We start from the raw sequence: 19,257 nt of genomic DNA, 5'->3' as shown, positions 1-19,257 counted from the left end.
ACCAGAGTTACACCTTGTTCTTAATCCAGCCGATTGGCTCTTTAAGTTTAGCTGTGCCCACTAAAACAGTATTGCCGTTTAAGTCGGTCTTAGTGGTTTGGTTATCGACAATCGTCACTTTGCCATCATCACCCCAGTTCGTTCCATTATGCTTAAGCTCAGTGTAAGCATACTGGATAAATGCTTGCTGGTTTAGATTGACGTTATAGTTAATGGCTTTAACTCCAGAACTACTATTTGTTGGTGCACTCAAATTAATAGAATTATGAATTGGTAAACGAACAGAGCTAGCATCCTGCTCTCCAGTTAACCGTAACATACTATATATAAGAGCTAAATTACCTATAAATAGATTAGAATCTGCACTAACACCTACTTTACCTAATAAAGATTCTAGTAATGCGTTACCCCAAGTATGCGGGTAAAAACCTGAATATTCCCATACACTACCAATTCCTTTTTCTCCACCATAAACCACACCGTTAACTGCATTTTCTGTTTGTTTTGCGAAGGCTTGATAAGGTAATAATTGCACTCTATTCGCTGGGAATACCGTTGGTGAAGATACAGAATTTATTACAGAATTCACTGGTGGTGCTCCAGTTACCCACGATGTACCGTTATTATCTGTTGAAACCGAAGATAAGGGTGAAGTTTGAATAACTTTTCGAGTAAAGAAGAAATCACTATATTTCTTCACACCATCAGGAATTATAGGAAGCCAGCTACCTTGCCAACCATTAACTAGTTGAGGTGTTGCTAGGATATTAGCAGGATTACCAATTACATCTGTTTGAAGGAATGAACCACCAACGGATAAACTTTTTGTGGTTTCTAATATACAAATATAATCTAATGCATAATCTACAGCTGCATTTATCCGTATATTTGAAGCATCTTTACTAATTACCGTGCGTTTTTCATAAGTACCTGATTGAGTCTGAACATAAATAATATCCCCAATAGATGCTTCCCTTATAAAATTTGATGGTAATCTAGGTAGATAATCCCACGAACCTGCAGCCCCTGTAGTTTTGGTAATTAAAGTAAATTTAAGTTTTTCAAACCCACGATAAGTACCGTTTTTAACCTTTTGGTCAGCTTCTGCAAAATCAACTAAATCAACCCCATTAGCTGAGTAGCGCATATCTCGACAAACCCCCCCTTGACCCTCAGCATAAATAGCATCGTAGAAACGCTTATCCGGATGATTATACCCATCATAAGATTTTGTGCCTATATTACCAAAACCTCCATTTGACGTTCCAAGGGCACCTGTAAAGCAGCCAGCGGTGTTAGTTGGCTCACCACTTAATTTTGTTCTAGCGTCCTTATTATCCCAAGTACATGCCAAATATGGTTGCTGGGCAGAGGTCCAAGAAGCAGTACCACTAGGGTTAAAGCTAGGATGATACGCTCCTTGGTTCAGCCTATTAACTGTTCCACATACTAGGAAATAGCACTGTCCATTAATGCCACATAAATCAGCCGATGTAGGACGTATTTGATACACACCAGCATCATTATAAAATCTTGCATCAATAATATTTGATGGTGGATTCTTACTAGAATAAAAATACTGAGTAGGTTGTCTATTTGACGTTGTATTTAAGCTTCCTTGGGGGATAGCATCATTAGTTGCTGAAAATCTCACACCGTATTGGTCTGTAACTGGGCTGATACTGGTCCAATCTCCATTCCCCGCCCCAGCAAATGACCTTTGACGTAAACGCCACTGAACCAATCGACCATCATCTAGGTAGTACAAATTGTTCTTAGAATTAGCTAATACTTTCTTTTTATTAGCATCACTCAAAGCAAAATAGTTTAAACCTTTCCCTTTTGAACCAGTATCACCATAGAACACTGCATAATAAGTTACTGGGCGAGCACTAGCCGAAGTAGCAGTGCCATCCATAGTTGTAGCTTGGGATTGAATTAGCCCATTTGGATAAACATACGGATTGGTTGTATTGACTTCTTCTAACCAAGCCTCAAATCCCCACATATCTACACGGTCGGTTACTACCTCAACATTCGTTTGGTCTGCTGCCTGAGCATTAAATGCTGCGGTAACAGTGGCGTGTGTAGTTACAACGCCCGTAGTTTTGTTGTAAGTGACTTTGCCATCGGGAGCTTGCGGGAGTTTAATTTTATTCCAAGCATCAAATGAATTTAGCGCATAAATATTAAATATTACGCCAGCAACATTTAATACTGGTGCATCCGTTTTAGATTTACCTCGTTGAGATGAGTTTAAAGGGTAGCCAACACCTAAAATATTACTAGTTAGTAAGTCAGTAAATAGACCCTCATTAACTACAATTCTAGATGCTAGTAAATCTGTATGCTTACCAAAATGCACAAAGCCACTTGCTGCAAATTCTTCATTATTCTGTGCACGTATTGCTTCAAACTGTGCTTGTGACATGGCTGCGGCTAGTACATCGGCGGCTATAAAGTTGCGGTTAACTTTTTCAAAAGCGGTACGGGCGGTATCTCCACCCGTGCCTGCTGGCTGGGTGCCAAGACTGATAGTTTCAAATGCCATGTGTTTACGTCCGATAGCGAAGTGTTAAGGATGAAATGCTTGTTCAAAAGTGGCGGTGATTCGGTACATGCCGCCACCTAGCGGGGTGTTTGTTTGCTGAGTCACTTTCCACAGTGAGGCGGTACCGAGTGGGGGCGTCCACGCAAAAGCCTTAAAGCCTTGGTGATCATTAAAGAATTCGGTGATCGCTTCAGCTGTGGCTTTATTTTTGGTAAATGTCAGTGGCCAGCTTTGAATTTTGCTGTTGATACCATCACCAACTGCCTGACGATAACCATCGCCAAACTGTGCGGTGCGGGTGCGATATTGGGTATCGCCTGTAGCGCCATTATCGGGTGCCCAAGTGAATGTCTGCGGCATTAGCGATAACCTCCAGCCATAGTGCGGCCAATTTGACCATTAGGGCGTAAATCCTTCGCCAATAGCTCGCGGTATTTTTGCTCGACAAACTTACCCAGCTCGCTGCCGAACTGACTTAAGGCAGGGGTATCGGCTTTGGTTGTGGCATTGCCACTTTGATCTATGTTGACCTCAACATGCACCACGCCAGCGCCTGCCGTTGCCGAGGCTGGCACGCCGTTATAGGCTGCGCCGCCAACTATGCCGCCATTGGCGTAGCCTTTATTGCCTTTGCGCATGGCTTCCACTGTGGACACGCCGCCAGCAGCCGCTACATCACGCTGCGACCAAACGACCTCGCCCTTGTGAACAATACCTGCAGGCTCGTATTTCCCACCAAAGCCAGTAAAGCCGCCAGATGAGAATCCAGTATCGCCAACTGCGCCTCCATCTGCGAAACCACCAAACATATTCCCCACCAGACCAGCAATGGCTTTTTGCATGGCAATTTTGGCAATATCCGCAATGATGGATTTAGCGAGCCCGGCAAAGCCAGCCTTACCCGTCATTACAAAATCGGTAAGCGCGTCGGTCATGCCGCCAAAAGCACCATCCATGAGGGTTTTGGTTTGGCCTGCCATGTCAGCTGCGGCATCAATGTAGTTTTGCATTGATGAACGGGCACCGTTAGTCCAATCGGCTTGTTTGGCGTCGAGGGCTAAATAGTATTCATCCTGAACGGCCAAGCGTGCGGTGAGGTTATCTTTCAACATAGCAAGCTGTTGTTGATACTCTTCATCAGTCGTTCGGCCTGCGAGGTTATCTGATAACGCTTTACCCTGAGCACGCTCGATATCTTGCTCAATGCCTTGGCGATCACCTAGGCGTTGCTGGGCTTTGTCGCCAAGGCCAAAGGTGGCAAGTTTATCGGCGTTGCGCTGTTGTTCTGCGGCTAGGTTAGCAGTGAGATTGGCGCTGTAGCTTTGTGTTCGCAGGGCTTGATCGCGCAATTTTATTTGCTCTGCCAGTGCGACATTCATTTGGTTTTCGGCGCGGAGTTGGTCTTCTTTTGCTAGATAACTTTTTTGTTCAGCGGTAAGGATCTCTTTGTTTTTGATATCGGAGATTTGCTGCTCAAATTGCAATAGTTCTTTTTGTGCTTGCGTTAACTTAGTGCTGCTATCTAGCTGACCTTGCAAGCCTGCTTGGGTTTCGCGCAAACGCATGAGATACGTAGTGGCGGCATCGTCAGCAAAGGCTTTGGTGGTTTTGGCAGAGTCTTTAAACTTTTCTTCAATGGAGGCGAGTGTGCGTTTGATTACCTCAGGATTAAGTAGGGCGTTGTTTGGGTCGTCCTTGCGCAACTTGGCAAGTGCTTGATTATATTTTTCTATCTCTTTGGTGCGCTTTTGCTCATTGGTTAGGCTTTTTTCATTTTCAGCCGCCAAATACTTGATCTGCTCGATGCGCTCTTTTTCTAATTTATTAGACTCAGCCTGCTGTTCGGCAGCTTTCTTTCCGGCATTCATTTTTGCTTCAAACGCTTTACGGCTTATCTCAAGAACCTTCAACTCAGCTTTATAAGCGTTAAGGTCTGTATATCCCTTTTCCCCAAGCCTTGATGTTTCAGCGTTTATTTGGGCTTTTTTTTCCTCTATCTGTTTGGTTACTTTAGCAAGTTCTTCATTTAGTGATGAGGGTCTGCCAACGTCGAGCATGGCGTCCCACGCCTCGGCGGATATCTCTTTTACCGCTTTCCATGACCTTTCGACATAGCCAAGGTTTGAAGTGATATCGCTAGTACGATCACCTATTGCGTCGCTATAAGCCTTAAATGCTAAGTTTGATGCCTCGGTGGTCTTACCCGCTTCTTTTAGTGCGACAATCTGCTCATAAACAGATGCGGTGAGGAAGTTGTATTTTTTATTGAGTTCTTCAGCCGCTTTAACGGGATCATCAGCAAGTTTGACAAATTCTGCCACCGTATCGGCGACCGCTTTGCCGGTGACATTTTCCATTTGTACGGCTGCAAGGCCGACTAATTCGATTTGACTGGCGGTAAACTTGCCAGTATTAGCAACCTCTGCCAGTGCAGCAGCGGCTTGGCGTTGGGTGCCACTAATGGCATCAATACGCTTGGCGGCATCCATTAATTCGTCTGAAGTAGTACCTGCAGAATTGCCCGTTAGTATTAATGCATTACGTAGTCTATCTGCCTCTATGCTGCCTTGGTAATACGCCAGCGCCATTACGCCAGCTGCTGTGGCGCCCACAGTAAATGGATTAACCAAACCAGCAATATAGCCACCCATGGCTTTAGCTGCTGGGCCCACGCCGCCAAACATATCTTTTAACTGACCGCCTTGCTGCAAAAATACGGTCATGGGGTTTTGACCACCTTGGAGCGATACGGCGATATCGGTAAACTGAGCAGGTAAACCGCGAGTTGCAAAGGCCATTTGTTTGGCTGACATGCCAGTTTTGTCGTACTCTGCACCCGTTTTGCCTAATTCGCTTCGCATAGTTGCTAAGCGTTTGGCATAAAGATCATATTCGCTGCCCGCTAAAGTGCCTGTCTCTCGATGCTTTTGGAGTTGTCGCTCCATTTTATCTAGCTTGGCGTACTCAGACACTAGTGGGTCAATCTGTCCCATTAGTCGAACTAGATCATTTTTTTGTTTTTGGGCTGCTCTAGCAACTTTATCCAATGACCGTTCGGCCGAGTCCATGCCAGCATTGAAGCTGCCTGTTTCTGCAATCAAATTTAGCGTTAAATTGCTTAATGAACGATTTGCCATTGGATGATCCTATTGAATATTTAGATTGGTTGGCCGTCCTTGGCCTTATTGCACTAATTTGAATTACTTTTTGATGGCGCTGGCTTTTAACATCATAAGCACATCATCAACGGTGGCTTCTTGCTGCGGCGCTTCATCCAACTGGCTGAACAACATGAAGTGTTCAAGATCGGCTTTGCCTCCGTGAATGATATTGAGGTGGTGCATTTGCGCGGCGGCAATGCGTTCTTGCCGTGCTTGAAGGCTTAAGGGGCCGAACTTTGCTCGGTAGGCGATCCAGTTGATGACTTCTCGGTGTGTGAGGTTTTGCTGGGCTTCTTCAATGGTTCGTCCGCCAACGCCTGCGAGGACGAGCTCGTGCCAGAATTCGTCGTCGGCGGTAAGGCTTTTGGGTCAGGTTTCAGTCCAATGCCGTTGACTTCGTTAATCGCGCCAATTAAGGCGTAACCTAATGAGTCACAGATAGGGCCATGGGCGTCATTACCGAGGATATCGTCAACCTCAAATAGCGGCTTGCCGTGTTCATCGACAATGCTGGACACAATGCGCGAGGTTAGCCAGTCAACGCCGAGATTGTAGTTGCGGGCTTCGGCTTGTGCGGTGGCAAATGACTCTTTACGGATAAAAACTACGGCTTTATTGGTTTCACCATTAGAGTTTTTCCACGAAATTTCGCGGCGTTCTGGCTTTGCGGGAGAATAAGACCCCGACTGAATAAGGCTAGCAACACTTAATTCCATGTTTGTTCCTTGAGGATTAAGTTAAGACGGTTAAGCAAAAGCCCACTGATTAAGTGGACTTCATTTAGGTTAATCAGGCTTACCTATGATTAAGGCGTAACAGTCGCGGGCACCACCAAAGGATCGCCAGATACCTGAATGCCGATGGTTGACTTAACCACATCGTTTTGCGCAAACGCGAATGGATAAGCAGTCATGAAGCCTTCGAAGGTGATCCAAGTACGGGTTGTGGGTAAGGTGAAGTCTTTAGTGGTAACGGTTGGAGGAGTGCCAATGGCATCAGAAAAACCAATGGCCCATTTCAATGTAGTACCTGCCGTTTTTAATTGATGCAGGCGCATATGGCTGGGAATACGTGAGTCGACGTTAATGCCAAACGTTGCAGCACCAGGTGATTTTAGGCCTGATTCAAATTCACGGGTCATGGCCTCAAGCGGGGTGGTTTCGATGGAATCAACGGCACTGTCAATACCATCAATACTAGTCACCGCGATGACGCCTAAAATGGAATCATCTGCCGGATCGATTGCATAGAGCTGTGTGCCCTGCGTTTTCATACTCATGTGTGTGCTCCTAACAATAGCCTTACGGCAGATACAAAAAAGCCCCTGCGGTTGCAGAGGCTTTGGGTTTTATGAAATGGTGTTTAGTGGGTTATCTTGTGACTATCCAATCGATGTCAAAGCTGTGACGATAATTGCCTGTTTCTTTGTCGCGACTATCACCGTTGTAATTGGTGGTATGCGCCTCTAATTCAGTGGCGAAGCGAATTGCATCACCTACGGCATTAGCCGAATTGCCTGAATCGGCATACACATCCACTTGCAGTGCAAAGGTGTCGGTATCTGGGCGGCCTGATATATAGTTTTCAGGGCTACCGCTTATCACCTGCCAAACAGCATAGGGCTTGGCTACGTTTTGCGGCGCTTGGCCGAATGGATAAAGCCGCGTGGGATTGGTACCGAGTAAATCAGTTACTGCCGTGCTTTCTCGACACACGACAAAAATGGGCGCCATACTCATGAAAGTGCCTTATCGAGTTCTTTATCAAATTCAACCGTAAAACGGCCGATCACTTGATTGATGTTATTGGCCAGTGCCGGACGCATAAATGGCTGTGCTTGGGCGTGTTCGGTACCGAACTCGACTAAATGCCAGTGTGGGGTATTACCGCGCGCACCTTCGTCGGCGTTCGGTGTAGGAATACGGCCGCGATTAGTTGCAATACCCACTCGATACATGATCACGCCTTCGCTTTTAAATAGCCGGCTAGCAAACTGCAGGGTGACGTTGTCGCGAATGCGCCTACCTGTTTTGGGGTCGTCCACATTGAGTGAATTTTCTTGAGCCGCTTTTTTGACTATGCCAGCAGCTTTGCGCAGCGCGGTACGTGTACCGGTATCAAGCACGGTTTGGCTAACCTTGTTCATTTTGGCTTTAACTTCTTTTAAGCCAATGAGACTGAAATCGAATTTTGCGGCCATCTTAAAGCCCCTGATTAACGCCATCTTTACAGCGCAAGCGCCACTCTTGACGCCCTGTTATGTCGGTTTCTACCGATTGGATATCGTAGGTTCTGCCATCCCATAAAATGCGGCATTGGTATAAAAGGCTTAAATCAATGGGGAACCAACGAAAATTAATTCTTGCGCTGGTTTCAGCTTGTTTGGCATCTGCCGCAAATAATTCTCGACCAGCGCCGGTTAATACCTCTGCAGCGAGCTTATCGAGGGGTTTAACCCCTAGCGTGAGGGTTTGCCATTCAATGAGATCACCACCTGATTGGGGATCCTGAGTTTTTATCGGTTGTTGGATATGAACCCGGTGACGTAAACGATGCGCTAGCATTAGATGCCCCAACCAATTCGATAAGGCGTTAATTTTATTTCTGCTGCTTTGCGCAGTTTTGCCGCATCTTCTGGTGTTGCTTGATAGTTTGCTTGCAGTAAAATCATTACGCCCATAGTGATACTTGCTGGCAGTTCTGCAGTCGTCTCATCAAGCAGAATAGTAAGGGATTCCCTTCCCATAAATTGACAGGCCTCATCCTCGGCGGCATTGAGCAATAATTGCAGTTTGGCATCATCCTCATCGTGGATAACGTCAAGAAATTGCTTGGCTTGCTCTAGGGAAATGGTGCTCACTGAGGACTCCTGAATAACGGATTAAGCTTTAGCTTTTTTTGCAGCTGCGGCAGCGGCCTTAGCATCTGCTTCTTCTTTTGCCTTGGTTTCAGCTTCTGCAGCGGCCTTAGCGTCTGCTTCTTCTGTTTTTTCTTCCGGTGCGCGCTCAACTAATTTGTTGTGCTTTAGCTCATTGAAATGATGTTCATCCACTTCAAATGGTTTTGATGCGCGGGTTTTTACTTCCTTTTCAAAGTAAAAGGACTTAAGTGCAATGGCGAGAACTTTAGCCATGGTATTACTCCTATAAATTGGTCTTGATAAAAACGATAAAGGCCGAAGATATTCGGCCTTTTTGCTTTTAGTTATCAGTTAAGTGATTTTGCGCTGTTAGGCGAAAGTGAAATCGCCAGTGACAAACGCTTCAGGACGATAAACCGCAAGTGCTAAACGTTCTTCAGCACGGATAGTCACCATGTTTAACTCAAAGTCTTTGTCGTTCTCGGTAGAAATTAAGACTTCAATATCCATACGGTCATAGATCTGCGCGCCCATTTGGAAGGCACCGACTAAGAACTCGTCTTGCACAATCGCAGAAGTTTCTACAACAGGACGATTCCACAAGGTTGCGAATGTTTGGCCTTGAGGTTTACCAATTAAGTAATTCCCATTGCTATCTTTAAGCATTTCAATCACAGCCCAGTCGATCGGATTGAGTACGATACCGTCGGAGGAGTATTCAGCTAAAGCAGCTTGTAGCATTGCAAGACGAATGCGGTCAATATGCTGCTCTGCAGTGACTGTTGCACCTGCTGGTTTAACGTAAGCACTAGCTTGCGGGATAATACCGTGCAGGTTAGCGCCAGTATTATTGCCGTACAGCAGTTGCGTTTCTTCAGCAAGCATTAAGCCATAACGAGCACGAGCATCGATGTAGCTAGCTAATTGCTCGGCATCATCCAAGATTTGGCGGCTGGCTTTAAAAAGATGCGGGATGGTACGTACTGCATTATTCACTAAACCAAAAGTGATATCTGAATACGGTTTTTGAGTATTTTCAGCAGTTGGGGCCGCATTATTGGTAAAGCCAGTTTCCTTCACATATTCAACGCTGTTGCTGCCAGTTCGACCTGGTGCAATCAAATCGCGAATCGTGAAGGTGCGCTGTGGAGGTGCAACGATACCAGCCATACGATCAGGGCGGACTAATGCACCACCTGAACCTGTGGCGGATGTAATCGCTGAACGTGGCATTTGCACACGACGACTACCACGGAAAGAGCTGTTTACCCCTTCCATTTCTTTGTCTTTCGCTACTCGCTCACCGATCGACATTTCACGTTCTTCTTGCTGACTTTGCGGTCCCTTAAGCAGCTTTTGCTCAGCTTCTTGCAAGCGAGCTTGCAAGGCACCCTGCTCTAACAGCAGCTTATCGACCTTGTCACGGGTTTCGGCATGCATTTCACCAGAAGCCTTGATCTGCTTATTGGTTTCTTCTGCCGCCGATTTAATTTGATCACCAATCTTGGTTAGATTGGCACCTAATTCTTCTACTTGTTTTTCAAAATTTGGGTTTGGCATAATCGCCTCCAGTTATTTAGATAAAATGGTGTTTGATGCGTTGATTAACGCAGTTAGATCGGGGGCGACAGCGTTTTGCGTATCGGACACATCAGCATTTAGCGTGATGCCGCCAGCAGCGCTCGGCGTACTGGACTTTAAATCTTGCAATAGTTGACGGCGTTCACTGCGCGGAACGCCTGCTTTTGCCATCGCGGCATCGACTTTTCGTAGTGAGTTCGCGCTGGTGTTGTCGGTTGATTCGCCAATTTCAGCAGCGGATAAAGTGCCAGCCGCAAAGCCAAGTTCTACGGCTTTTTTTCCACGGATAAAGGTTTCTTCATCCATCATGGTTGCAATGGCTTTCTCGCTCTGCCCACTGCCTTCAACATACAAATCGACCATGGCGGCATCGAATTCTTCCATGTCATCAGCAATGTTTCGCAATGCATGGCGGTTACCGATGGCAAATACCCAGCAGTTGTGGATCATCAGAAAGGCAGAGCTGGCGACAAAGCGCTCATCAGCTGCACCCGCCATGTAAATGACGGATGCGGCAGAAGCTGCGAGGCCAAGCACTTTGGTGGTCACTTTGCCTTTGTGCTCAAGCAAGCGGTTATAAATGGCGATACCTTCGAACATATCGCCACCGGGAGAATTGATGTAGACGGTCACATCTTTATCTGCGCCGATACTGCGTAGCGCAGCATCGATACGCTTCAGCGTGACGCCTTCCCCATACCAGTCCTCGCCAATGATGCCGTAAACCGTAATGGTAGATTCAGTGTTTTCAACCGCGGCCTGAATCGCTGGGTTCCACAGCTCTTGCGCACGCGGAGAAACATCGCAGCGCACTCCGCTCTGCGAGAAGCTTTTTGGAAATGGCATTGCATTACTCCTAATTGAGGCTTGCTCTATGGTTTCTTCTGATTTGGTTATTGATGGTGGAGATTCATACCATTGCTCAATGACTTCATCAGTCCCTTCGGGACGATTATCACTTTTAGAACGGCTTAAACATTCTTCTTTACCGGGGTCGATTAAGTGAAAAACGGCATCATGATCATGATACCGATCTACCGTTGACTGGCTTGGATTAGTGTGAATTATCCAACTGTCATGGGTAACACCTTTGAGTATGTTATTGATAGCTGACCAGCGTACTTTGCCTGCAATCTTCTTAATTGATCCTGTTGATTGATGCCTTACTACTGAGCCTAATGAGGATGCAAGTTTGTCATAATCAACCACGACATCATCGTCTTTACGATTATCATTAATGTAAGTTGACTTACCTGCACATGGCGGGCCTACAACGATATTAATAATTGGCATTATCCACCCTGCTTGTCTTGATTAAGCCAGCTATTTAATGCGGCTTGTACTTTTGCAGATTCAGATTGAGCACCCAGCTGATCAATGGGGGCTAAGTTGGTTTGAACAGTTAACACATCGGCATTGCCGCCACGGCGCGGTAAGTTTTCTTTTACGCGGCAGTCGTCACGGGTGTAAATGCCGTTTTGAGTCATTTTGCTGTAGAACTCTGCCCGTGATGCACTATCGCCACGAAGTAGGGCTTCAAGGTTATATTGAGCGTACTGAGTTTGACGCTGTGCTGGAGTGAGCAAGTTGATGCTAATTGACTGCTCAATGCGGCGGATCCAAGAAGATAACGTCAAGGTGACAAAGCCGATCATCTTTTGCTCTAACCCTGTGCCCCAATTGCTATCTTTACCACCAAAACCAATTAATGAAGGGTCCACTAAAAACCAGCGGCAGATTTCTTCTACGCTGTAGTTTCGCGACTCGAGTAACTGGGCATCAATCGGGTTGATGCCAATCAACTCAGGGGTAACACCTTGCTCAAGTACGGGGGATTTACCCGCGTTCATTGCGCCTGTGATGGTTTTTACATACTCACGAAATTCTGCGCGCTGATCAGGTTTTAATATGCGATCTACCTTGAAGGCGACTGTTTTTGTCATACCATTTTTAAAGGTATTGGCGCTAACATCTTCGGCTGACATAGCGCCGCCAAATACATTGGCACCATAGGAAATAGTCGATAAGCCAATCAAACCATCCAGCGAGAATGCGGGGATGTGCATCATGTTTTGCTTTTCTATTTGACGTTTTTTACCCTTTCTAGGTGTGTACCAATACACTAGACTGCCGTTATCGGCGAGATCGATATCCATGCGGTGTGGCATTAGGAAATCGAGCGCGATAATGTCGGTACCTGAACGGTGGATCTCAATGAATGCATTACCCTTTAGCAGCAATGAGGCTATGACGGCTTCCCAAAACTGCATTGCTGTCATGTCAGCATTTGGCTTAAGGCTTAACACATTTGATAGGCTGCCTTGAACCTGTACTCTGCCGCCATCACTTTGGCGCTCGTATAACCCCAATGGCAGCATGGCAACGGTTTCAGCAATGCGGCGAACACAGGCCCAAACTGCAGCAAGCTGCATGGCAGTATTCACATTAACCGTTTTGCCGCTTTTTGAGGTTGCCATTAATTGCGACCAAAAATCACCGTCTGTGAGCCTTAAGGTTTTACCCATAAAACTATCTAACGATGCAAATGGTTGGCTTGCCGCTTTCGCAATGACTGAACCTAATGAGTTGGTTGGTTTCACGCAGTCATTCCTTTACGTAAAAATGAGGCGCCAGCGAATGCAAACAATGAACCCGCTAGCAATGACCAGCCAAGCCCAAAAAGAATGTAAACGCCTGCGACAGCCAGTAATGAACCTGTGAGCGCTAGGGCAATGAATAGAGCAAGTGGTGTGTTCATTAGTAAATTGGGTCCCTTATCGCTGCTAACCAATCTTCGGTATCATCTATGCCATCTGACTCTAATGCCGTTCCCACTGCCATTGCGGCGGCGACTACGCCATCGATGCGGCCTGTGGATTTTTTCTTGGTAAAAATACGGTTGTCTTTGGCGTCGGCCTCAAGCACTGCGCTTGCTGCGTTCCACCTTAGGCATGGGTTGGTTTTGATTCTGATCTGCTTACTGGTGATCAGCTTTTCGAACTCTTCAATTGAGCGTGGCATCCACAGGTTTGATTCAGATGCTTTGTAGTAACCCTGCCCGTGTTTAACCAGTGGGATAAACACGTTTGCCTCTGTTAGCGCTGGCGTTAAATAGTTAATACGATATTGGTCGAAGCCGATGCATTTGATATCGAACTGTGCTGATAAGTCGGCGATGCGTTCGGCGACAAAGCTGTAGTCCACTGCATGCCCGGGTGGTGCATGGATAAAACCTTGCCTTAACCATGCTGAATACGGCACGTTATCGGTGCGTTCTCGGTCAAGCAAGGTGTCTTTTGGTGTCCAAAACTCGACTAATAACGTTTTTACTCGCGGGAAGTAAAGCGCTAATGCCGTTAAATCTCGGGTACCGGATAAGTCGAGCCCGCCGTAGCATTCTTCGCCGAAGAGTTCGCTGATATCAAAATCATCTTCACAATCTGTCCATGTGTCGGCTGATAGCCAAGGCGAAGCAGAATCTACCCACTGACAGAAGTTTAAGCGCCGAACAATGCTCTCTTTGGCTGGCATGCCCTTGGCTTGTGTAACCTGTTCACGCAGGTATTTGTGCGTGAAGGTATACCCGAGTGACGGGTTTGCTTTCGGCCAGCAGCTTTCATCATTGATTGGGTCGTCACCTTCATCGAGAGAACAGATAAAGGCGAAGAATGAGTCATCTTCTTTGGTACCCGCACAAATGGCCTTGCCATATTCGTGGTATGAGTAACAAACGCTGGTGCGGTCGTGGCCTGAGTTGGTGATCATGAAGATCAGCGCTTGCTTGCGGCCTTTGGTGCCGGCGCGCATCATTTCAACGACGTTGTTATTCTTGTGTTCGTGAACTTCGTCAATCAGCGCCATGTGTGGACGTGGGCCTGATTGGCCGTTGTCCGAACTTATTGGCCTAAAGAATGAATTCTTTTCGAGATAGGCTAGGTTCCAAACACTCTGCCCAGTTCCCGATTTTTTTAATCTTGAGCTTAACTGTGGTGACTGGTTGACCATGGAAACCGCATCGCGGAATAGGATCATGGCCTGATCTTTTTTGGTCGCGGCGGCATAAATTTCCGCACTTGCCTCGCCATCAGCGACTAAACCGTAAAGCCCTATTCCACCTGCGAGCGGTGATTTACCGGAACCCTTGCCACTCTCTACATAACACATGCGGAATCGGCGGGTATGGTCGGCATCTTTCCAACCAAACAACGAACCAACAATAAAGGCTTGCCAATCTAGAAGATGGAACGGCTTACCTTCGTGGTCACCACCACTTAAGCGCAATACTTTTGGGAAAAAGCTGATCGCACGGTTTGCTGCGGCTAAGTCAAAATAAAGGCCACGTTCGTGGCCTGTTTCTAAGTCTTTTAAATGCCGTTTACAGGCATTACGGATGTCTGGTCCCGCTAAGAACTCGCCTGATACAACTTGCTTGGCCCAACGAGTAACACGATCTTCTATATCATCCGAAGAATTCGTCGACTTCGTCTTTTTTCTTGGCGCCATCAGTTACCTGTACTTTGCTACGGGCTGATGGGGTTAGCCCAAATTCAACGAGATAGGCTCTAAAGCGCCGATCGGCATCAGCCAGCATTTGCACGGCTGGGTTAGCCTTCATTAGCATTTGCTCGACTTGCGTTAATTCTTTGGTTTCGTCATCAACGGTTTCGGCGATGATTTTGATACTTTGGTAGGTTCTGCCGTTTTGCTTAATTTCGTCTCTGAGCTCAAGGATTTCGGAGTAAACATCACATAAACGCTCAAGGGCCATACCATCGGCAAGGGTAAGAACTCCCATATTTTTTAGTAGTAGGGTGAGTTTTTTCCATGCGGCTTTGGCTCTTGGGCTTAAGTGAGCTGGCATGCGAGGAATACCTGCTTGCAATTTCGGCTCTTTTTTATTGAGTGGCCGCTTGCCTGGGTTCCCTGTAACTAGCTTGAGCGCAGTGGGGGTGGTTTTTCTTCCTACTGCCACTTTTCACCTCAATTAATCTTGTTCCAATGGTGGTTAGGGTCTGTGGGCTTGCCGCTTTCATCAGCGCCAGGCTTTACCCCTCTATTCTCCATTATTTTTTTAGTGCTATCGTGGCAAAGCTTACAAAGCGGTTGCCAGTTGTTGGTGTCCCAGAACAAGGCTTGATCACCTTGGTGTGGAATTTTGTGGTCAACTACAGTCGCGGCTGTGATCTTGCCTTTTTGTTCGCAGAAGCAACAAAGCGGGTGACGACTTAAGAATGTTTCTCGGGCTTTTTGCCAACGTCCACCGTACCCGCGCTCTGCGGTTTTACGCTTGTCATCACGCCAGCTAGGTTTTTGACTCATAACTCATCTGAGCCATCTAAATAGCCTGATAGCTTTTCTTCTTCTGGCCCTGAGGCCATCATCTGATCAACGATTTCAAGATTACTATTTACCAGCTGACTGATCGCTGTGGTTTGGGCATTAATGGCGGCGGTAAGGGCTTGCATTGATTCGATTAAATCATCTTGCTTGCTTTGCTTGATGACTGGCGGCTTAGTTTTACCTTGAAATGTTGGGTATGCCGCATTTAATGCAGTTACATCAACCCAATCAGCGGGTACCAATGGCACTAATGATTTTGCGCCATTGCCGCCATTACCAATATCAGATTCGACAGCTGGAACTGAAACGATGGCGCCATTGAAGACCACTACGACTTTATTCATTGCCGTCATCCATATTGATTGCTTTTAAGTTGCCTTGCTTAAGCAATGCCATTCTCGCTTCGTGAAATTCTCGGTTTTGCTTTTTCTTTTCTCGCGAGAGACGATATTGAACAATGCCTAAAGCGATTGTTGATGCGATACCCAACAGCAACGCAATATTGTTGAGTGACAAAAAGCCGCCTATTGCTGTTGAGATCGAAGCAATATAGCTTCCGGTTGTCGTAGCTTTATCCATAATTGGCGCCAATGGTTTGATATTCATTGTTAGCCTCCGATCACTCGGTAGACAGTTTAGATTTTTGCTCGTTAATCCATGTTTCTAGTGCTAGCCAATCTCGGTCACACAATGAAATCACTTCAATCAACGAATTGGTGTATTCAGAAAGTTCTTGGTTTTTCTTGCTGGAATATCGTGGCGCTAGGCACTGGCTGATCAGTTCCTGTGGCGGGAAAACATACTTTATCTTGGTGACGGTAACGGTTCGCACATCTGGCTGAACGCTCGAGCAGCCTATTAAGATCTGCAGGGATATCAGCAGTGCCCCAAGATTTCGTTTTTTCATCACTGGCCCCATTAAAAATTTGCTTCAATTCTTTATTACTTGCGGCAAATTCCTGCTTAATTTCGTTTCGATCACGTTCACGATTGCTTAATGCTTTCGCTAATAAGCTAAGGCTAGATAACAGGTTTTCTTTATCTTTTTCAGCAACTTCAAGCGAGTCTGAAACAGAGGTCAAATCCTTTTGCAAGTTTTCCCTTGATTGCTCAGATATAGCCAAATCACTCTTTAACTGTGCTATTTGACCCTGATTTATCATCAAAAACACACCTAAAGCAAAAATGGAAACGACCAATAAACCGATAACTAACGCAATGATTTTATTCTTTAATGTACTGAACATTTTCAAGACCTTCCTGCGCCAGAAAAAAGGTTTCATTTCGCGGTTTTGTATAAAGATGGGAGTGCACGGTCAGTTAGGCAAAAGCTCCAAGGTTTCGACCCGCCCCACCCCCACTGACAACGCCTCAACCGATTCACAGGCGTTGATTTCAGAGCCTTTACCGAAAGATTTGACCGCTGGCATCATGAATTTAAACCCTTCTGTAATCGCTTCTAATAGCGTTGTGTTGGATATTATTTAGAGTAAATCTACTGCAGTGAATCAAGGCAGCGCTTATGCCGCTCTTGCACTCGAACCCAGACTCCATAGCAGCGCTTGTTGCCAGGCGTTGAACAGTCATAGCCAGCGACAGTGCGATACTGCGGAAGCAGAAGCGCATCACATGCCTGTTGATATTCACCTTTGATTACATGATCACGCATAGGTGAGTTTGACCATCGCCCAATGCCGTACTGGTAAACCCAATCGATATAAAGATCGTAAGATGCTTGGTTAAGCTCGGCATTTGGTAAGCTATTGCGGAAGCGTTCCTCATCCTTTGAGATGTGAGCCTTAGCTGCTGTAAGCGCATTAACTGGGGTGAATTTATCACCAAGCTTTACGGGCCGACCATCTGCGTGATAAGTGGAACCGAAACCGCCTGTTGGTCTATCTCCTTGCACCGGTACTGTAGCGACTGGCGCAAATCCTTCTGAGGTGACCAAGGTGATGAAAGCTGCAGCTGATAGGCTAAGGCCTGTGACTATCATCTTATTGCGCATGCTTTTACTTTCCGATCCGTGGTGAACCTAACGGACCTGTATCTGGCGCTTTTGCAGCCATGAGCTTCAAGCTTTCTACCTGCAATGCTTCAGCTTCAGATAGCAGTTTGATGATTTGAAGATTATTTGACTTAACCTTCTCTGCTAATTCGCTTTTATCATGCGCAACACGAGCCGTCTTCTCAGCGACTTCTTCTTGCAATTGTTTAAGCAGTAACTCGAGCTTGAATCCATTTGGATTGGCAACACTCATCAAAATCTTATTCATAGATGCCCCAAAACAAAAAGCCCCAGCAGATGCTGAGGCTTCAAGTTGAACAATAATTTAAGGTGCAGAAATGCAAAAACCACCTTTAAGGTGGCTTTAGATGCTTTAATCCGCATTGTTATAGCACGATAGTGAATCTATGCGGCTGGGTCAATAGATGCTGATGAGCCTTTATGGACACTCAGGCAAACTAAGTAGATTATTTGGCTGCTCACCATCATTCTCAGTTTTCAAATATTTATTACCCTTGGCACTGGTGGCAATGATAACCCAAACTGAATGCTCACCAACGCCGACATAAAATTTCCACTTGCCCGACTCAATTCCATCAATAGCTCTCTCTAGAGAGATTTTCCATCTTGTTCCATCTTGATTTGTTCCACCAACATGGCTTATTCGCTCATGCGCACTTGCACGATCCGTTTTATTAATACATTTAATTTGATGATTATCTGCCACTTCCTGCTCCTTGGTTTTAAATGGATCCGTCTAAAAAGCTACAAATTATAACCTTTTTAACTTAGGCAATTATTCATATAAATAAAACAGCATTGATCACATTTATTACTTATCACTTAACTGATTTATAAATCTTTTAACTCAAAGAAGCCGTGACTATCTTTCATTCCAAAATAAACAACGCAACGGCCTTCATCGCAAACCCATACTAGATTTCTGGCTCTATCTATATCGACATGCTTTAGCCTTGTTAAAAGCTTGTATGCGGCAATCTTGTATAGCTTTAAATAATCCTCTTTTGTTGGATGAAGCATTAAATTTACAAGATCATAAATACTGATCGCAAAAGACTCACCGACATCAACACTGAGAATGTCATGTATCAGCTTTTCAATCTGATTTTCAAAATGCATATCCACGGCAACGATATCTTCTGCGCCAATGGTGTAATTTCGTTCGTTATTCATGATTTTTAGCTCTTAAATTTCACTATCACGATACTAAACTCATACCGCGTTCAATGTCTATTCCAGTTGGGACGAACACAATCTTAAGCCCGATCTTCTTGGCGTAGTAATACTCGGCGGTGGCGCCATCTGATTTGCGCCAACCGGGCAACATCACTATCTCACTGCAGGCGCGGATCATGGCGTAACAGATATCCATATACTGGGGTTCTGTGAGCCCAACGGGCAACCCTGCAGAGTGCAACACTACTCTGCCTGTTACGGCCAGTTCCTCTGCTGCACTAAAGAATGCCAGCTTATTGGCCTCGACGTTGCCACTGATTGGCCCAGCAATATAGGTGGCAATCATTAATCATCACCTGGCGGGTTCATGATTGATGTTATTTTGTTGGCAGGCGCTTTATGGCGCACTGGAATATAACCGTGCTTGCTAGCGCAAAAAGAGTTAGCACAGCAATACTCACCAAATAACCAATAACGTTTTTGCATTGGTTTCTGACAGTGCGGACAACACGTGAAATTTCTCGGTACGGGATGCACTGGCGGTTTTGGAACTAACCCG

Annotated in this window: 26 protein-coding genes; all 26 read right to left on the bottom strand. The window is 45.8% G+C overall.

Annotated features, from left to right (window positions below; genetic code table 11):
- Window positions 1-7: 7 nt before the first annotated feature.
- The 26 genes from BM607_RS03405 to BM607_RS03280 all read right to left on the bottom strand — a co-directional run bounded on the left by BM607_RS03405 (window position 8) and on the right by BM607_RS03280 (window position 19,044).
- Window positions 8-2,551, bottom strand: a complete 2,544-nt coding sequence (locus BM607_RS03405) for a hypothetical protein (protein WP_071938890.1) — start codon at window positions 2,549-2,551, stop codon at window positions 8-10.
- Between the two features lie 24 nt (window positions 2,552-2,575).
- A complete protein-coding gene (locus tag BM607_RS03400; RefSeq protein ID WP_071938891.1) occupies window positions 2,576-2,911 on the bottom strand; it encodes a phage tail protein in 336 nt (111 codons plus the stop codon).
- Window positions 2,911-5,688 (bottom strand): phage tail tape measure protein, encoded by a 2,778-nt coding sequence (locus BM607_RS03395; protein WP_071938892.1) that lies wholly within the window; start codon window positions 5,686-5,688, stop codon window positions 2,911-2,913. The genes BM607_RS03400 and BM607_RS03395 overlap by 1 nt, the downstream gene beginning before the upstream one ends.
- Window positions 5,689-5,751: 63 nt before the next feature.
- Window positions 5,752-5,895 (bottom strand): hypothetical protein, encoded by a 144-nt coding sequence (locus BM607_RS03390; RefSeq protein ID WP_087486469.1) that lies wholly within the window; start codon window positions 5,893-5,895, stop codon window positions 5,752-5,754.
- Window positions 5,896-5,933: 38 nt separating this feature from the next.
- Window positions 5,934-6,428 (bottom strand): phage tail assembly chaperone family protein, TAC, encoded by a 495-nt coding sequence (locus BM607_RS03385; protein ID WP_071938893.1) that lies wholly within the window; start codon window positions 6,426-6,428, stop codon window positions 5,934-5,936.
- Window positions 6,429-6,517: 89 nt separating this feature from the next.
- Window positions 6,518-6,991 carry a phage tail tube protein gene (locus tag BM607_RS03380; protein ID WP_071938894.1) on the bottom strand — a complete coding sequence of 158 codons (474 nt, stop codon included), beginning with the start codon at window positions 6,989-6,991 and terminating at the stop codon, window positions 6,518-6,520.
- A 91-nt stretch (window positions 6,992-7,082) separates the two neighbouring features.
- On the bottom strand, window positions 7,083-7,451 hold the full coding sequence (locus BM607_RS03375; protein ID WP_071938895.1) for a DUF3168 domain-containing protein: 369 nt from the start codon (window positions 7,449-7,451) through the stop codon (window positions 7,083-7,085).
- The gene (locus BM607_RS03370) at window positions 7,448-7,912 is read right to left on the bottom strand and encodes an HK97-gp10 family putative phage morphogenesis protein (protein ID WP_012587918.1); all 465 of its coding nucleotides are present in this window, start codon (window positions 7,910-7,912) and stop codon (window positions 7,448-7,450) included. Before BM607_RS03370 ends, BM607_RS03375 begins: the two co-directional genes overlap by 4 nt.
- Before the next feature lies 1 nt (window position 7,913).
- Window positions 7,914-8,276 (bottom strand): head-tail adaptor protein, encoded by a 363-nt coding sequence (locus BM607_RS03365; protein ID WP_071938896.1) that lies wholly within the window; start codon window positions 8,274-8,276, stop codon window positions 7,914-7,916.
- Window positions 8,276-8,572, bottom strand: coding sequence for a head-tail connector protein (locus tag BM607_RS03360; protein ID WP_071938897.1), 297 nt, complete (start codon window positions 8,570-8,572; stop codon window positions 8,276-8,278). Before BM607_RS03360 ends, BM607_RS03365 begins: the two co-directional genes overlap by 1 nt.
- Window positions 8,573-8,593: 21 nt before the next feature.
- Entirely contained in the window at window positions 8,594-8,845 is a 252-nt protein-coding gene (locus tag BM607_RS03355) for a hypothetical protein (protein WP_071938898.1), read from the bottom strand.
- Window positions 8,846-8,941: 96 nt separating this feature from the next.
- On the bottom strand, window positions 8,942-10,132 hold the full coding sequence (locus BM607_RS03350; protein ID WP_071938899.1) for a phage major capsid protein: 1,191 nt from the start codon (window positions 10,130-10,132) through the stop codon (window positions 8,942-8,944).
- Window positions 10,133-10,144: 12 nt separating this feature from the next.
- A complete protein-coding gene (locus BM607_RS03345; protein ID WP_249269541.1) occupies window positions 10,145-11,446 on the bottom strand; it encodes a head maturation protease, ClpP-related in 1,302 nt (433 codons plus the stop codon).
- The gene (locus BM607_RS03340; RefSeq protein WP_071938900.1) at window positions 11,446-12,753 is read right to left on the bottom strand and encodes a phage portal protein; all 1,308 of its coding nucleotides are present in this window, start codon (window positions 12,751-12,753) and stop codon (window positions 11,446-11,448) included. The genes BM607_RS03345 and BM607_RS03340 overlap by 1 nt, the downstream gene beginning before the upstream one ends.
- Complete coding sequence (locus BM607_RS03335; RefSeq protein ID WP_012587925.1) at window positions 12,750-12,911, bottom strand: hypothetical protein; 162 nt, start codon at window positions 12,909-12,911, stop codon at window positions 12,750-12,752. Before BM607_RS03335 ends, BM607_RS03340 begins: the two co-directional genes overlap by 4 nt.
- Window positions 12,911-14,656: a terminase TerL endonuclease subunit gene (locus BM607_RS03330; protein ID WP_212669154.1), complete on the bottom strand. Its 1,746-nt coding sequence runs from the start codon at window positions 14,654-14,656 to the stop codon at window positions 12,911-12,913. Before BM607_RS03330 ends, BM607_RS03335 begins: the two co-directional genes overlap by 1 nt.
- Window positions 14,613-15,125, bottom strand: coding sequence for a phage terminase small subunit P27 family (locus BM607_RS21890; RefSeq protein ID WP_071938902.1), 513 nt, complete (start codon window positions 15,123-15,125; stop codon window positions 14,613-14,615). Before BM607_RS21890 ends, BM607_RS03330 begins: the two co-directional genes overlap by 44 nt.
- An 8-nt stretch (window positions 15,126-15,133) precedes the next feature.
- On the bottom strand, window positions 15,134-15,472 hold the full coding sequence (locus tag BM607_RS03325; protein ID WP_071938903.1) for an HNH endonuclease: 339 nt from the start codon (window positions 15,470-15,472) through the stop codon (window positions 15,134-15,136).
- Window positions 15,469-15,837 (bottom strand): hypothetical protein, encoded by a 369-nt coding sequence (locus tag BM607_RS03320; protein ID WP_071938904.1) that lies wholly within the window; start codon window positions 15,835-15,837, stop codon window positions 15,469-15,471. The genes BM607_RS03325 and BM607_RS03320 overlap by 4 nt, the downstream gene beginning before the upstream one ends.
- Window positions 15,830-16,099, bottom strand: coding sequence for an HP1 family phage holin (locus BM607_RS03315; RefSeq protein WP_071938905.1), 270 nt, complete (start codon window positions 16,097-16,099; stop codon window positions 15,830-15,832). Before BM607_RS03315 ends, BM607_RS03320 begins: the two co-directional genes overlap by 8 nt.
- Window positions 16,100-16,215: 116 nt before the next feature.
- Window positions 16,216-16,740, bottom strand: coding sequence for a hypothetical protein (locus tag BM607_RS03310; protein ID WP_071938906.1), 525 nt, complete (start codon window positions 16,738-16,740; stop codon window positions 16,216-16,218).
- A 248-nt stretch (window positions 16,741-16,988) separates the two neighbouring features.
- Window positions 16,989-17,501 carry a lysozyme gene (locus BM607_RS03300; RefSeq protein WP_071938908.1) on the bottom strand — a complete coding sequence of 171 codons (513 nt, stop codon included), beginning with the start codon at window positions 17,499-17,501 and terminating at the stop codon, window positions 16,989-16,991.
- Window positions 17,502-17,505: 4 nt separating this feature from the next.
- A complete protein-coding gene (locus tag BM607_RS03295; RefSeq protein ID WP_071938909.1) occupies window positions 17,506-17,769 on the bottom strand; it encodes a hypothetical protein in 264 nt (87 codons plus the stop codon).
- A gap of 171 nt (window positions 17,770-17,940) precedes the next feature.
- On the bottom strand, window positions 17,941-18,228 hold the full coding sequence (locus tag BM607_RS03290; RefSeq protein WP_071938910.1) for a DUF3892 domain-containing protein: 288 nt from the start codon (window positions 18,226-18,228) through the stop codon (window positions 17,941-17,943).
- A gap of 125 nt (window positions 18,229-18,353) precedes the next feature.
- Entirely contained in the window at window positions 18,354-18,695 is a 342-nt protein-coding gene (locus tag BM607_RS03285; RefSeq protein WP_071938911.1) for a hypothetical protein, read from the bottom strand.
- Between the two features lie 25 nt (window positions 18,696-18,720).
- Window positions 18,721-19,044 (bottom strand): DUF4406 domain-containing protein, encoded by a 324-nt coding sequence (locus BM607_RS03280; RefSeq protein ID WP_071938912.1) that lies wholly within the window; start codon window positions 19,042-19,044, stop codon window positions 18,721-18,723.
- Window positions 19,045-19,257 lie beyond the last annotated feature (213 nt).

It is taken from the genome of Shewanella sp. SACH (assembly GCF_001887095.2).
GTDB lineage: Bacteria > Pseudomonadota > Gammaproteobacteria > Enterobacterales > Shewanellaceae > Shewanella > Shewanella baltica.
The sequence above is the reverse complement of the archived record's forward strand: the minus strand, read 5'-3'. Positions and strand labels throughout refer to the sequence as shown.